The sequence below is a fragment of the Streptomyces sp. NPDC003011 genome (assembly GCF_053591515.1).
In genome coordinates, this window is sequence record NZ_JBSFTY010000002.1 from 1 (window position 1) to 13,016 (window position 13,016).

Sequence of the window (13,016 nt, forward strand, 5' to 3'; positions counted from 1 at the left end):
GACCCCTCACCGGGCCACCGGCATCGCAACGAGTACTGCGAGAACGGCGCCAAGCACATCAACGACGAGGCGACGTCCCGGCGCATCACCGCCCGCTCCCGGACCGCGCGCCCGGCCACGGACCCCCCCTCGCCGCGCCGCCCGGCCGGGGGACACCCCGGCTCCCCGGCCCGGCGGCCGGCTCCGGATCACCCCAGTCCCGGGACGCGGAGGCCGGCCGAGGAGCGCCCCGGCCCTTGGGAGCGGGCGACCGGGGGGCGGTCGCCAGGGCGCGCACGGCGTGGAGTGCGCCCCATGCGCCCCCCGCGTTGGCGGGCGCGCCCGCCCGGTGACGGCGTCCGTCGCAGTGCAGCAGGACGCCCGGTGCGAAGGGGCGCAGCACCAGGGCGTCCAGCCCGGGCGTCCGCCGCAGTTCGGGATACGCCGTGGACAGCAGCTGTCCGATGCGGTCGAGCCGGAAGCCGTCGACCTTCTCGGTCGCCATCCGGCCGCCCGCACACGGGGCGGCCTCCAGCACCGCGGTCGTCACTCCTGCGCTGGTCAGCCGATGTGCCGCCGAGAGCCCGGCGACCCCGGCTCCCACGATCACGACGTCCGCCTGGTACGCGGGCTCAAGCACGTGCCCCTCCTCGAGGTTGCGCGGCCGGTGGAGACGTCATGCCCCCAACTGGCTCCGGGGATACCCGAGTTCGGGTCGAGGGTAGGGCCGTGATCGGGCGGGGACAGTCGCGCATCGACAGGGCACGGTCGCACGACGGTCGCATACGACCGCAGACGTCACAGAGCCGCCCGGATCGCCCCCTCGATCTCCGGGAACGCGAACGTGAACCCCGACTCCAGCAGCCGCATCGGCAACACCCGCTGGCTGCCCAGCACATCCCCGGCCATCTCGCCGAGCACCGCCCGCAGCACCGGCGCGGGCACCGGGAACAGCGTCGGCCGGTGCAGCACCCGCCCCATCGCCGCGGTGATCTCCCGGTTCGTCACCGGCCGCGGGGCGGTGATGTTGAACGGCCCCGACAGGCCGTCGGTGTCGATGAGATGCCGGATCGCGGCCACCTCGTCGTGCAGCGAGACGAACGACCAGTACTGCCGCCCGTCACCCATCCGCCCGCCGAGCCCCGCCCGGAACAGCGGGAACAGCCGCCCCCAGGCGCCGCCCCCGCGGGCCACGACCAGGCCCGTGCGGGTGAACACCGTCCGGACGCCCGCCTCCCGGGCCGGCGCCGCGGCGCCCTCCCACTCCACGCACAGCTCGGGCAGGAAGCCCGCCCCGGGCGGCGCGTCCTCGTCGACGGGCCGGTCGCCGGTCTCGCCGTAGATGCCCATCGCGCTGCCGTTCACGAAGACCCGCGGCGGCTCATCCAGGGCGGCGACCGCCTCGGCGAGAGCGGTCGTGCCCCGCACCCGGCTGTCCCGGATCCTCGCCTTGTAGGCGTCCGTCCAGCGCCGCCCGCCCACGTTCGCCCCGGCCAGGTTGACCACGGCGTCGCACCCGGCGAGCCCGGCCGCGTCGACGTACGCGCGCTCGGGGTCCCAGCGGACCTCGTCCCCCGCCCGGGGCTCCCGGCGCACCAGGCGCACCACCTCGTGCCCGTCCGCGGCCAGGGACCGCACCAGGGCGCCGCCGATCAGACCGGAGGCGCCGGCCACCGCGATACGTGAACGTCTCATGACCGCCATCCTCGCTCAGTGGTCCGAGGGAATCCCGTTGGGGTCCTCGCCGGCTCCGGCCTAGGGTGACCGTCATGCCGGTACCCCGCATACGCCACGCCACCTCCGGGGACGAGGAGCCACTGGGCCGCCTGGACCGCGCCGCCTGGTCCCCGGTGCACGCCGTCCAGCCGCGCCCCGAGCCGCCGTACGAACCGTTCTTCGGCGAGCGGTTCGGGCCCCGGGACCACCTCGTCGCGGAGCTCGACGGTGTGCTCGTCGGCTACCTCAAGCTCGGCTTCCCCACCTCCCTCGCCTGCAACGCCCACGTCCGCCAGATCCAGGGGCTGGTGGTCGCCGAGGAGGCGCGGGGCGCCGGAGTCGGCCGGGCGCTGCTGCGGGCCGCGCGGGAGCGGGCCCGCAGCAGCGGGGCGCGCCGGATCACCCTGCGGGTGCTGGCGCACAACACCCCGGCCCGGGCGCTCTACGCGTCCGAGGGCTTCGTGGTGGAGGGCGTGCTGCCCGGGGAGTTCCTGCTGGAGGGCCGGTACGTCGACGACGTGCTCATGGGACGCACCCTCTGACCTGGTCGGCGGTGGCGGTCTCCCGGCGTCTGCGCACGACCAGGTACAGCGGGATCCCCGCCACCGCGGCCGCCGTGGCGAAGCCGACGAGCATCCAGCCCGGGCTGACCGGGTGCCGGGCCGGGGCGGCGGCGGTGAGCGCGAACAGGGAGACCGGCAGCAGGGCGGTCCGCAGGGCGGTCCGGAGAGAGACGACAGCAGGTGACATGCGCCCACAGGTACGCCCGTGCGGGCCGCCGGACGCGGCATTGCCCCGTCCGAGGGCGGGGTGGGCCGCCGCGGGGCGCCCGGCGGCCCGCGCCGGTCAGGACGTGACCAGGTCGCCCGTGTCCACCGGCGCCGTCGCGCTCGCGGCGCGCTCCGCGTCGTCGGCGACCTCGTCCGCCGTCAGCACGTACCCCGTCTCGTCGTCCGAGGTGGAGCGGGCGAAGACGACGCCGTAGACCTCGCCGCCGGTGGTCAGCAGCGGGCCGCCGGAGTTGCCGGGGCGGACGGTGGAGCGGATCGAGTAGATCTCGCGGGTGACGGTCGCGTCGCCGTAGATGTTCTGCCCGGTCGCGCGCACCCGGTTCGCCACGGTCGCCGCCTGGAGGTTCAGGTCGCCGTCCTGCGGATAGCCGGCGACGACCGCCGCCTCCCCGCGCGGGGCCTCGTCGTCGAACCTCAGCACCGGCGCGCTCAGGCCGGGGACATACAGCACCGCCACGTCCTTGTCCGGGTCGAAGAGCACCACCCGGGCCTCGTACGACCGGCCGACGCCGCCGACCCGCACACTCGGATCGTCGATGCCGGCCACCACATGCGCGTTGGTCATCACGTGCGCCCGCGCGTACACGAAGCCGCTGCCCTCGCGGCCCTGGGTGCCCGAGACGCCCTCGATCTTCACGGTGCTCCGCTTGGCGGCGTCGGTGGCGCTCGCGGTGACGCTGTCGCCGGTCGGCCTGGCGACCTCGGCCGTCGACTCGTTCTCGAACGGGTTGAAGACCTGCGGGAAGCCCGCCTCGGTCAGCGCGGACGTGGCCCGCGAGAACCAGGAGGGAGTGGTGTCCGGCATGGTGTCCTGCACGGCGCCCAGCAGGGTCGAGTCCCGGATCGCGGTCGTGACCAGGGGCGACGACGACGCGCCCAGCACGCTGGCGACCACCCACGCCACGATCAGCACCGCCACCGAGTTGGCCGCGGCCCCGCCGACCCCGTCGGCCACCCTCAGCGGCCCCCGGTCCAGCTCCCGCCGCAGCGTGAGCGCCAGCCGCCCGGCGAGTTCGTGCCCCAGCACGGCCGGGACCAGCACCGTCAGCACCGCGGTCACCGTCGCCGCCGTGGTGCCCGGCGTCGCCAGGTCCATCACCCACGGCAGCGCCCACACGCCGACGACCGCGCCGCCCACGAAACCGGCGAGCGAGACACAGCCGGCCACCAGGCCGCGCCGGTAGCCGGACGCCGCGTAGGCGAGGATCACCAGCAACAGCAGGATGTCGAGCAGGTCCACGGAGCCGCCTTTCTCTCGGACCCCTCACGGGGGTGTCTCCCAGGGCGTGCTTCGAAAGTCCCGTCTGGCTCGCGACGCCTGGCACGGCACCTCGCCGGGTTGTCGGGATCGTCCACGTACACCCGGTACGCGGACGACCCTCCGCCTTGCGATGCACCGCACCAGACGCCGCGAGCCCCGCCCTCCGGGCGAACGACGCCACTTTCGAAACACGCCCTAGTACGCGCGGCACGGGCCCAGTGATCAGCCACCCGCGCGCGTGGCCACCGGAACCGGCCACGCCCGCGCGCACCTGGGGAAACGTCGCGGACCCGGACGATGGTTCCACCGGGTGGCACAGCACACATCGCGGACGCGTCGGATCCGGCCGACAGTGGGAAGCATGTGCGTCCTGCGAAGACCGCGGCGGGCACGGAAACGGCGTCCCGTACGGATACCGGCCGCCGTGCTCCTGCTGCTCGGCTGCCTGCCGGGCCTGGCCGCCGCCGGGGGGCTGGTGCTGTGCGCCAGCGGCGTCGAGCACACGGTCGAGGCCCGCTCCGGCCGGCAGACCCTCGCCGCCCGGCAGGCCGGCGCGCACGCCGCGGCCAGACCGCGCGTCGTGCCCCGGACGTCCTGGCTGAACGCCGGCACCCGGCGCGCCCAGCCACCGCCGCGCTACGACGACAAGGTCGTCGCCGTCTTCGTCCACCACACCGACTCGCCCAACGCCTACGACTGCGCCGACGCGCCCCGCATCATCCGCTCCCTGTACACGGGCCAGACCGGCGCCCGCGCGTGGGACGACATCGGCTACAACTTCCTCGTCGACCGCTGCGGCACCATCTACGAGGGCCGCGCGGGCGGCATCGACCGGGCCGTGACCGGCGCCCACACCCAGGGCTTCAACCACCGCACGACGGGCGTCGCCGCCCTCGGCACGTTCACCGCGGGCGTCCCCGTCCCGACGGCGATGACCGACGCGATCGCCGCGCTCGCCGCCTGGAAACTGGGCCCGGCGGACGTCGATCCCCGCGCGCGGGTCCGCCTGGTCTCCAGCAACAGCCACAGCCGGTTCGCGGCCGGCGCCGCCGCCTCGCTGCCCGCGCTCGCGGGCCACGACGACGGCTACATGACCAGCTGCCCGGGCGCCGCGCTGAGCGCCCGCCTGCCGGAGATCAGGGAACTGGCGGCACGGCTGCAGGGACGGCCATGAGGCTCACAGGCAGGGCACAGCGGGCCCGCAGGGTCCTGAGATCCCCGCGGCCTACGGTCGGTGACAGCAGCCGACCTGAGGTGGGGATCATGAGCAGCACCATGAGGAGCAGCAGCCGCGTGTGGACCGTGGTCTGCGCGGTCGCGACCGTCGTCCTGGGACCGGCCGCCGTCACCGCGTCCGCGCTCGACCAGGCCAACCGGGCGCCGATGCACCACGCGGTGAAGGCGGACCAGACGCAGGCGTACGTCCCGGCGGACACGACCCGCCGACGGGTCGTCGCCTGAGGACCGGGCACATCACGACCGTCGCATCACGACCGTCGCATCAGGACGGGCGCCGGAGGACCGGCGCACCGCCCGCCCGTCAGCCCTTGAACCGCTCCCACAGCTTGGGATAGCGCTCCGCCAGCACCCGCTCGTTCTCGAAGTCGACGGGTGTGCCGGCCGGCTCCGACGCCGCGGGCGGGATGCCGAGGTCGGGGGCGACGACCCCGGTGAGCTGTTCGTAGGCCTCGTCCGCCGCGTACCCGAGCTCCTCGCCGTCACCGTCGAGCTCCTCGTCGAAGTCGTCCAGGAGATCGGCGAGCGCGTCGGGGTCGTGCACGGCGCCCTCGTACACCTCGCGGCCCTGGCCGATCAGCCAGCACCGGAAGAAGTCGAACGCGTCGTCGCTCGCCCCGTCCAGCAGGACCCAGGCCGCGCCCCACAGGTCCCAGGTGTACGCGCGGTTGTAGCGGGCCTCGAAGTGACGGGCGAAGTCGAGGACCATCTCCGGGTCCAGCTGGAGCAGCCGGTCCACCAGCAGGTCGGCCTGCTCCTCGGGGTCGCCCTCGGCGGCCTCGCGGCTGGCGTCCACCAGCTCCCAGAACTCCGTCTCGTCCATCACGGGTCCAGCATCGGCCCTGGACGGGTGGGTCGCACGTGGAGTGAGGCGGATTGTTATGTCCGCGACGATGTTATGTCCCGTACAGGGCGGCCAGCCGTGCCGCGTCCGTGACGAAACGTGCCCGCAGGCTGTCCGGCGCCAGCACCTCGGCCTCCGGGCCGAGCGCCGCGAGCTGGCTGTGCGCGACCTCCTCGGACTCCACCGGGAGGGTCACCGTCACCCACCCGTCCCCGTCCGGTCCGTCCGCGGCCTCCAGCGCCTCCCGGGCCGACCGGGCGTCCACGGTGTACGGCAGCGCCCGCGCCCCGTCCCGCGACAGCCGTACGACCACCTCGGCGCGCAGGATCGACCGCGCGAACTGCTCGGCCCGCTCCTCCCAGAACCCCGGCAGGTCGAACTCCTCGTCCCGCGTGAACCGCTCCTCGCCGGTGTCCACCGCCGTGAACCGGTCGATCCGGTACACCCGGTACGCGCCGCGCCCCGCGACCCGCGCGCACAGGTACCAGACCCCCGCCTTGAGCACCAGCCCGTACGGCTCCAGCTCCCGGACCACCTCGCCCTCACCGCGCCAGTACCGGGCGCTGATCCGCCGGTCGTCCCACACCGCGTCCGCGACGGCGGGCAGCACCTCGGGCGTCTTCGGCTCCTTGAACCAGCTCGGCGCGTCCAGGTGGAACCGCTGCGCCGCCGTGCGCGAGGCGTCCCGCACCGACGGGAGCAGGGCCGCGGACACCTTCAGCCGGGCCGCCGAGGCCGCGTCCTCCAGGCCCATCTCGCGCAGCGCGCCCGGCACCCCCGACAGGAACAGCGCCTCCGCCTCACCGCGGGCCAGCCCGGTCAGCCGCGTCCGGTAGCCGCCGATCAGCCGGTAGCCCCCGGCCCGTCCCCGGTCGGCGTACACCGGCACCCCCGCCTCCGACAGCGCCTGAGCGTCCCGGGTCACGGTCCGCTCGGACACCTCCAGCTCCCGCGCCAGCTCGGCGGCCGTCATGGACGGCCGGGACTGGAGCAGCAGCACCATTTTGATGAGACGGGCAGCACGCATACGGCCATGATGCAGGCGCCCGCACCACCGGTGTGCGCGAGTACGGGAGTCTCCGCCGACGCCAATCCCGGCGCGGGCCCGCAGCTACCGGCAGCGCAGTTCCTCGCGCCCCCGAAAACCCTCCCCACCCACCCACACCCCCACAGAACCCCGCCCCCACCGAGCAAGGCACGACGGCAGCCCTCGAAGGGGCGCGGGGAACCGCGCGATCCGCCACGACGGCCCCGCAGCCAACGTCCGACGGGAGCCCTCAAGGGGCGCGGGGAACTGCGCGACCGGCCACGACGGCCCCGCAGGCGGCATGCGACCGCGACCGGGCCGGCCGGACCGGGGCCGGAATCGAACCGGGCCAGGGCCGGAAACGCGGCGAGGGGACCCGCGGCTGACGCCAGTCGGATCCCCCCGCCCCGAAGGACCCCGGGCCTACAGCCCGTAGCGCTCGCGCGCCTCCTTCACCGCCGTCGCCTGGACCTCGCCGCGGCGGGCCAGCTGGGCCAGGGCCGCCACGACGACCGACTCGGCGTCGACGCCGAAGTGGCGGCGGGCCGCCTCGCGGGTGTCCGACAGACCGAAGCCGTCGGCGCCCAGCGAGGACCAGTCCTGCTCGACCCACTGCGCGATCTGGTCCGGGACCTGGCGCATGTAGTCGGAGACCGCCAGCACGGGGCCCTCGGCGCTCTGCAGCGCCTGCCGGACGTACGGCACCCGCTCCTCGCCGCGCAGCAGGGCCGCGTCGGCCTCCAGGGCGTCCCGGCGCAGCTCGGTCCAGGAGGTCGCGGACCACACGTCGGCGGCCACGCCCCAGTCCTCGGCCAGCATCCGCTGCGCCTTGAGCACCCAGTGGATCGCCGTACCGGAGCCGAGGAGCTGGATCCGCGGGGCGTTGGCCACCGGGGAGAACCCGGCCGACTCCGCCGTGTTGAAGCGGTACAGCCCCTTGACGATGCCCTCGTCGACGCCAGGGCCGGACGGCTTGGCCGGCTGCGGCATCGGCTCGTTGTAGACGGTCAGGTAGTAGAAGACGTTCGGGTCCTCGCCCGGGGCCGCCTCGCCGTACATCCGGCGCAGGCCGTCCTTGACGATCGCCGCGATCTCGTACGCGAACGCCGGGTCGTACGTCAGGGCGGCCGGGTTGGTCGCCGCGATGACGGGGGAGTGGCCGTCGGCGTGCTGGAGGCCCTCACCGGTCAGGGTGGTGCGGCCGGCCGTCGCGCCGACCAGGAAGCCGCGGCCGAGCTGGTCGCCGAGCTGCCACATCTGGTCGGCCGTGCGCTGCCAGCCGAACATCGAGTAGAAGATGTAGAACGGGATCATCGCTTCGCCGTGCGTGGAGTACGCGGTGGACGCGGCGATGAAGTCGGCCATCGAACCGGCCTCGGTGATCCCCTCGTTGAGGATCTGGCCGTTCGTGGCCTCCTTGTAGTACATCAGCTGGTCGCGGTCGACCGGCTCGTACGTCTGGCCCTTGGGCGAGTAGATGCCGAGCGAGGGGAACAGCGACTCCATGCCGAAGGTGCGCGCCTCGTCGGGGACGATCGGCACCCAGCGCTTGCCGGTCTCCTTGTCGCGGACCAGGTCCTTGACCAGGCGGACGAACGCCATGGTGGTCGCCACGTTCTGCGAGCCCGAGCCCTTGTCGAAGGAGGCGAACGTCTTGTCGGCCGGGGCCGGGAGCGGCGCGAGGGCGTGCGTACGGCGGGCCGGGGCCGGGCCGCCGAGGGCCGCGCGGCGCTCCTGGAGGTAGCGGACCTCGGGGGAGTCGGCGCCCGGGTGGCCGTAGGGCACCACGCCGTCGACGAAGTCGCTGTCCCTGATCGGCAGTTCCAGCAGGTCGCGCATCGCCTTGAACTCGTCCACCGAGAGCTTCTTCATCTGGTGGTTGGCGTTCTTCGACGCGAAGCCCTCACCGAGGGTGTGGCCCTTGACCGTCTGGGCCAGGATGACCGTCGGGGCGCCCTTGTGCTCGACGGCCGCCTTGTAGGCCGCGTACACCTTGCGGGCCTCGTGGCCACCGCGCGAGAGGTGGAAACACTCCAGGATCTTGTCGTCGCTCAGCAGCTTCGCCATCTCGGCGAGCGCCGGGTCGGAGCCGAAGAAGTCCTGGCGGATGTAGGCGGCGTCCCGGGTCTGGTACGTCTGCACCTGGGCGTCGGGCACCTCGCGCAGCCGCCGGACGAGCGCGCCGGTGGTGTCGAGCTGGAACAGCTCGTCCCAGGCCGAACCCCACAGCGTCTTGACGACGTTCCAGCCGGCGCCGCGGAACTGGGCCTCCAGCTCCTGCACGATCTTGAAGTTGGCGCGGACCGGGCCGTCGAGGCGCTGGAGGTTGCAGTTGATGACGAAGGTGAGGTTGTCGAGCTCCTCGCGGGCGGCGAGCGCGAGGGCCGCCGTCGACTCGGGCTCGTCCATCTCGCCGTCACCGAGGAACGCCCACACGTGGGACGCGGAGACGTCCTTGATGCCGCGGTGCGTCAGGTAGCGGTTGAAGCGCGCCTGGTAGATCGCGGAGAGCGGGCCGAGGCCCATCGACACCGTCGGGAACTCCCACAGCCAGGGCAGGCGCCGCGGGTGCGGGTACGACGGGAGACCGTTGCCGCCCGCCTCCTGGCGGAAGTTGTCGAGGTGCGTCTCGGTCAGCCGGCCGTCGAGGAAGGCGCGGGCGTAGATGCCGGGGGAGGCGTGGCCCTGGATGTAGAGCTGGTCGCCGGAGCCGGGGGAGTCCTCGGACTCCTTGCCCTGGAAGAAGTGGTTGAAGCCCGTCTCGTAGAGCCAGGCCGCCGAGGCGAAGGTGGCGATGTGGCCGCCGACGCCGTGTTTCGCGCCCCGGGTCACCATCGCGGCCGCGTTCCAGCGGTTCCAGGCGGTGATCCGGGCCTCCATCGCCTCGTCACCCGGCGGGGCGGGCTCGGCGGCGGTGGGGATGGTGTTGACGTAGTCCGTCTCGAGCAGCTTGGGCAGCGCGATGCCGTTGCCCTCGGCACGCTCCAGCGTGCGCCGCATCAGGTACGCGGCACGGTGCGGCCCGGCCGCCTTGGCGACCGCGTCCAGCGAGGCCCGCCATTCGGCGGTCTCCTCCGGGTCCCGGTCGGGGAGCTGGTCGAGAGCGCTCGGCTGGATGGCGTGGGGGTCGGTCATGTCGCCGCCTTCCTCAGTCGAAGGGGGTTCCCTCATCGGTAAGGGTTCGGGGTGCCCTTTGTCTTTGGCAGGACAGGGCGTTGGGGCCTCGGTGCGGTGTCCAGGTGAGGCTCCGCCGCGCGACCCGTCGGTGACTGTAACTCCCTGATCGATGATCGATCAAAGGGTTGAAGGGCAAAACCTCTCGATTACGAGAAAGTCGGCACGCGGTGCCTCCGCCGGAGACACCGAGTGTCGTACCAGGCCCGGGATTTCCGCAGGTGAGAGCACGTCTGAGCGCACACCCGCTCCGGTGACCGGTCAAGCGCGCGGCGCGCACCCCAGCACGTGCGCCTTCACGAGGTCCGCGATCCGCGGGTCCCGGCGCCGGAACGCGGCCATCAGTTCCTCGTGCTCCTCCGCGTACGACTGCTGCACCGTCCCCAGCCAGCGGATCGACAGGGCCGTGAACACCTCGATGCCCAGCCCCTCCCAGGTGTGCAGCAGCACCGAGTTGCCCGCCGCCCGGACCAGCTCGCGGTGGAAGCCCACCGTGTGCCGCACCTGGGCCGTGCCGTCCGACGCGCGGTCGGCCTCGTACAGCGCGGCCACGTGCGGCTCCAGGGCCGAGCAGTCCTCCGCCAGCCGCCCCGCCGCCAGCTCCGCCGCGATGGCCTCCAGGCCGGCCCGGACGGGGTAGCTCTCCTCCAGGTCGGCCGCCGTCAGGTTCCGCACCCGTACGCCCTTGTTCGGCGCCGACTCGATCAGCCGCAGCGACTCCAGCTCGCGCAACGCCTCCCGCACCGGCGTCTGGCTGACCTCCAGCTCGGTCGCGATCCGTCGCTCCACGATCCGCTCGCCCGGCTTCCAGCGCCCGCTGACGATCCCCTCCACGATGTGCTCGCGGATCTGTTCGCGCAGCGAGTGGACGACGGGCGCGGTCATGAGGGCTCCTTAAGGAGGGGCCGCCCATCGGCCCCGGGGGCGTTCGACGTTTAGACAATAAGGCCGTGGGCGCTTCGGGGAAGGGCGCACGGGGGCGCTTTCGCGCAGGTGAGACGAGACTTACACGTTCCGGGACGGGGGTCCGCCGACCCCGGGGGGAAAGCGCGGTGCCCCCGCCCGGAGAACTCCGGACGGGGGCACCGTACAAGCGGGATCCCTGCTTACAGGCCGAGCTCGACCTCGAACTCGCCCGCCTCCAGGATCGCCTTGACCGCGGTCAGGTAACGGGCCGCGTCGGCGCCGTCCACCAGACGGTGGTCGTAGGACAGGGTCAGGTACGTCATGTCGCGGACGCCGATGACCGTACCCTCCTCCGTCTCGATGACGGCCGGACGCTTGACCGTGGCACCGATGCCCAGGATCGCGACCTGGTTCGGCGGCACGATGATCGTGTCGAAGAGCGCGCCGCGCGAACCGGTGTTGGAGATGGTGAAGGTCGCGCCGGACAGCTCGTCCGGAGTGATCTTGCTGGCGCGGACCTTGCCCGCGAGCTCCGCCGTGGCCTTGGCGATACCGGCGATGTTGAGGTCGCCGGCGTGCTTGATGACCGGGGTCATCAGGCCCTTCTCGGAGTCCACCGCGATACCGACGCTCTCGGTGTCGAAGTAGGTGATCGTGCCCTCGGCCTCGTTGATCCTGGCGTTGATGACCGGGTGGGCCTTCAGCGCCTGGGCCGCCGCCTTCACGAAGAACGGCATCGGGGAGAGCTTGACGCCCTCGCGCGCGGCGAAGGAGTCCTTGGCCTGGTTGCGCAGGCGCATCAGGCGGGTCACGTCGACCTCGACGACCGAGGACAGCTGGGCCTGCTCGTGCAGCGCCTTGACCATGTTGTCGCCGATGACCTTGCGGATCCGCGGCATCTTGACGGTCTGGCCGCGCAGCGGGGAGGCCTCCAGCTTCGGGGCCTTCTTCGCGGCGGCGGCCGGGGCGGCGGCCGGAGCCGGAGCCGCAGCGGCGGCCTTCGCGGCCTCGGCGGCGGCGATGACGTCCTGCTTGCGGATCCGGCCGCCGACGCCGGTGCCCTTGACGGTGGACAGGTCGACGCTGTTCTCGGCGGCGAGCTTGCGCACCAGCGGGGTCACGTAGGCGCCGTCGTCACCGGAGGTGGCGGCCGGAGCCGGAGCCGGGGCGGCCGCCGGGGCGGGCGCGGGCGCCGGAGCGGCCGGGGCCGGCTCGGGAGCCGGGGTGGTCTGCTGCTGCGGGGCCGGAGCCGAGGGCGCCTGCGGGGCCGGAGCCGGAGCGGCCGGAGCCGCGGGGGCGGCCGGCTCGGGGGCCGGAGCCGGAGCCGGGGCGGGGGCCTCGGCGGCCGGAGCCGGCGCGGGGGCGGGGGCCTCCGCGGCCGGAGCCGGAGCCTCGGGAGCCGGAGCGGCGGCCGGAGCCGCGCCCGGGGCGCCGATGACGGCCAGCTTGGCACCGACCTCGGCGGTCTCGTCCTCGCCGACCACGATCTCCAGCAGCACACCGGAGGTGGGCGCCGGGATCTCGGTGTCGACCTTGTCGGTGGAGACCTCCAGCAGCGGCTCGTCGGCCTCGACGGAGTCGCCGACCTCCTTCAGCCACCGGGTGACGGTGCCCTCGGTGACGGACTCGCCGAGCGCGGGCAGGACGACGTCCGTGCCCTCGGCGCTGCCGCCGCCCGAGGCGGCCTCGGCGGTGGGAGCGGGCGCCGGGGCGGCCTGCTCGGTGGACGGCTGCGCCGCGGGCGCCGGCTCGGGCGCCGGCGGGGCGACCTCCTCGGCGGCCGGAGCCGGAGCGGCGTCAGCCGCACCCGTGCCGTCGTCGATGACGGCCAGCTCGGCGCCGACCTCGACGGTCTCGTCCTCGGCGACCTTGATGGACGCCAGGATGCCGGCGGCGGGCGAGGGGATCTCGGTGTCGACCTTGTCGGTGGAGACCTCGAGCAGCGGCTCGTCGGCCTCGACGCGCTCACCCTCGGCCTTCAGCCAGCGGGTGACGGTGCCCTCGGTGACGCTCTCGCCGAGCGCCGGAAGGGTTACGGAAACCGCCATGGTTTCGGTTGCTCCTTACGAATTGCGGAAGTCT

General features: G+C 73.7%; 11 protein-coding genes and 1 pseudogene. 3 read left to right on the forward strand and 9 right to left on the reverse strand.

Going from position 1 to position 13,016, the window contains the following annotated elements:
- Window positions 1-94 precede the first annotated feature (94 nt).
- Both ACWD0J_RS01360 and ACWD0J_RS01365 read right to left on the reverse strand, forming a co-directional pair.
- Window positions 95-619: pseudogene (locus tag ACWD0J_RS01360) on the reverse strand (FAD-dependent oxidoreductase); the annotation flags it as partial.
- A 158-nt stretch (window positions 620-777) separates the two neighbouring features.
- Window positions 778-1,674: a TIGR01777 family oxidoreductase gene (locus ACWD0J_RS01365; RefSeq protein WP_451493646.1), complete on the reverse strand. Its 897-nt coding sequence runs from the start codon at window positions 1,672-1,674 to the stop codon at window positions 778-780.
- Window positions 1,675-1,739: 65 nt separating this feature from the next.
- On the opposite strand from ACWD0J_RS01365, the gene ACWD0J_RS01370 reads away from it, so the two are divergent.
- Window positions 1,740-2,237, forward strand: a complete 498-nt coding sequence (locus ACWD0J_RS01370; protein ID WP_451493647.1) for an N-acetyltransferase family protein — start codon at window positions 1,740-1,742, stop codon at window positions 2,235-2,237.
- Here the strand turns inward: ACWD0J_RS01370 and ACWD0J_RS01375 are convergent.
- A complete protein-coding gene (locus tag ACWD0J_RS01375) occupies window positions 2,218-2,445 on the reverse strand; it encodes a hypothetical protein (RefSeq protein ID WP_451493648.1) in 228 nt (75 codons plus the stop codon). The genes ACWD0J_RS01370 and ACWD0J_RS01375 overlap by 20 nt on opposite strands.
- A gap of 96 nt (window positions 2,446-2,541) precedes the next feature.
- Window positions 2,542-3,726 (reverse strand): MarP family serine protease, encoded by a 1,185-nt coding sequence (locus tag ACWD0J_RS01380; RefSeq protein WP_451493649.1) that lies wholly within the window; start codon window positions 3,724-3,726, stop codon window positions 2,542-2,544.
- A 382-nt stretch (window positions 3,727-4,108) separates the two neighbouring features.
- Between ACWD0J_RS01380 and ACWD0J_RS01385 the strand changes: the two genes are divergently transcribed.
- Window positions 4,109-4,921 (forward strand): peptidoglycan recognition protein family protein, encoded by an 813-nt coding sequence (locus ACWD0J_RS01385; protein ID WP_451493650.1) that lies wholly within the window; start codon window positions 4,109-4,111, stop codon window positions 4,919-4,921.
- A gap of 89 nt (window positions 4,922-5,010) precedes the next feature.
- Window positions 5,011-5,208 carry a hypothetical protein gene (locus ACWD0J_RS01390; RefSeq protein WP_451493651.1) on the forward strand — a complete coding sequence of 66 codons (198 nt, stop codon included), beginning with the start codon at window positions 5,011-5,013 and terminating at the stop codon, window positions 5,206-5,208.
- A gap of 79 nt (window positions 5,209-5,287) precedes the next feature.
- On the opposite strand, the gene ACWD0J_RS01395 is transcribed toward ACWD0J_RS01390, so the two are convergent.
- The 5 genes from ACWD0J_RS01395 to sucB form a co-directional block, all read right to left on the reverse strand.
- Complete coding sequence (locus tag ACWD0J_RS01395) at window positions 5,288-5,806, reverse strand: DUF4240 domain-containing protein (protein WP_451493847.1); 519 nt, start codon at window positions 5,804-5,806, stop codon at window positions 5,288-5,290.
- 73 nt (window positions 5,807-5,879) lie between these two features.
- Entirely contained in the window at window positions 5,880-6,854 is a 975-nt protein-coding gene (locus ACWD0J_RS01400; RefSeq protein ID WP_451493652.1) for a helix-turn-helix transcriptional regulator, read from the reverse strand.
- A gap of 423 nt (window positions 6,855-7,277) precedes the next feature.
- Window positions 7,278-9,989: a pyruvate dehydrogenase (acetyl-transferring), homodimeric type gene (aceE, locus tag ACWD0J_RS01405; protein ID WP_451493653.1), complete on the reverse strand. Its 2,712-nt coding sequence runs from the start codon at window positions 9,987-9,989 to the stop codon at window positions 7,278-7,280.
- Between the two features lie 300 nt (window positions 9,990-10,289).
- Window positions 10,290-10,913, reverse strand: coding sequence for a GntR family transcriptional regulator (locus tag ACWD0J_RS01410; RefSeq protein WP_451493654.1), 624 nt, complete (start codon window positions 10,911-10,913; stop codon window positions 10,290-10,292).
- Between the two features lie 221 nt (window positions 10,914-11,134).
- On the reverse strand, window positions 11,135-12,982 hold the full coding sequence (gene sucB, locus ACWD0J_RS01415; RefSeq protein WP_451493655.1) for a 2-oxoglutarate dehydrogenase, E2 component, dihydrolipoamide succinyltransferase: 1,848 nt from the start codon (window positions 12,980-12,982) through the stop codon (window positions 11,135-11,137).
- Between the last annotated feature and the right edge of the window lie 34 nt (window positions 12,983-13,016).

Coding starts and splice junctions, on each gene's coding strand:
- ACWD0J_RS01365 (WP_451493646.1), bottom strand. CDS start 1,674: ATGAGACGTTCACGTATCGCGGTGGCCGGCGCCTCCGGTCTGATCGGC.
- ACWD0J_RS01375 (WP_451493648.1), bottom strand. CDS start 2,445: ATGTCACCTGCTGTCGTCTCTCTCCGGACCGCCCTGCGGACCGCCCTG.
- ACWD0J_RS01385 (WP_451493650.1), top strand. CDS start 4,109: ATGTGCGTCCTGCGAAGACCGCGGCGGGCACGGAAACGGCGTCCCGTA.
- ACWD0J_RS01390 (WP_451493651.1), top strand. CDS start 5,011: ATGAGCAGCACCATGAGGAGCAGCAGCCGCGTGTGGACCGTGGTCTGC.
- ACWD0J_RS01395 (WP_451493847.1), bottom strand. CDS start 5,806: ATGGACGAGACGGAGTTCTGGGAGCTGGTGGACGCCAGCCGCGAGGCC.
- ACWD0J_RS01400 (WP_451493652.1), bottom strand. CDS start 6,854: ATGCGTGCTGCCCGTCTCATCAAAATGGTGCTGCTGCTCCAGTCCCGG.
- aceE (WP_451493653.1), bottom strand. CDS start 9,989: ATGACCGACCCCCACGCCATCCAGCCGAGCGCTCTCGACCAGCTCCCC.
- ACWD0J_RS01410 (WP_451493654.1), bottom strand. CDS start 10,913: ATGACCGCGCCCGTCGTCCACTCGCTGCGCGAACAGATCCGCGAGCAC.
- sucB (WP_451493655.1), bottom strand. CDS start 12,982: ATGGCGGTTTCCGTAACCCTTCCGGCGCTCGGCGAGAGCGTCACCGAG.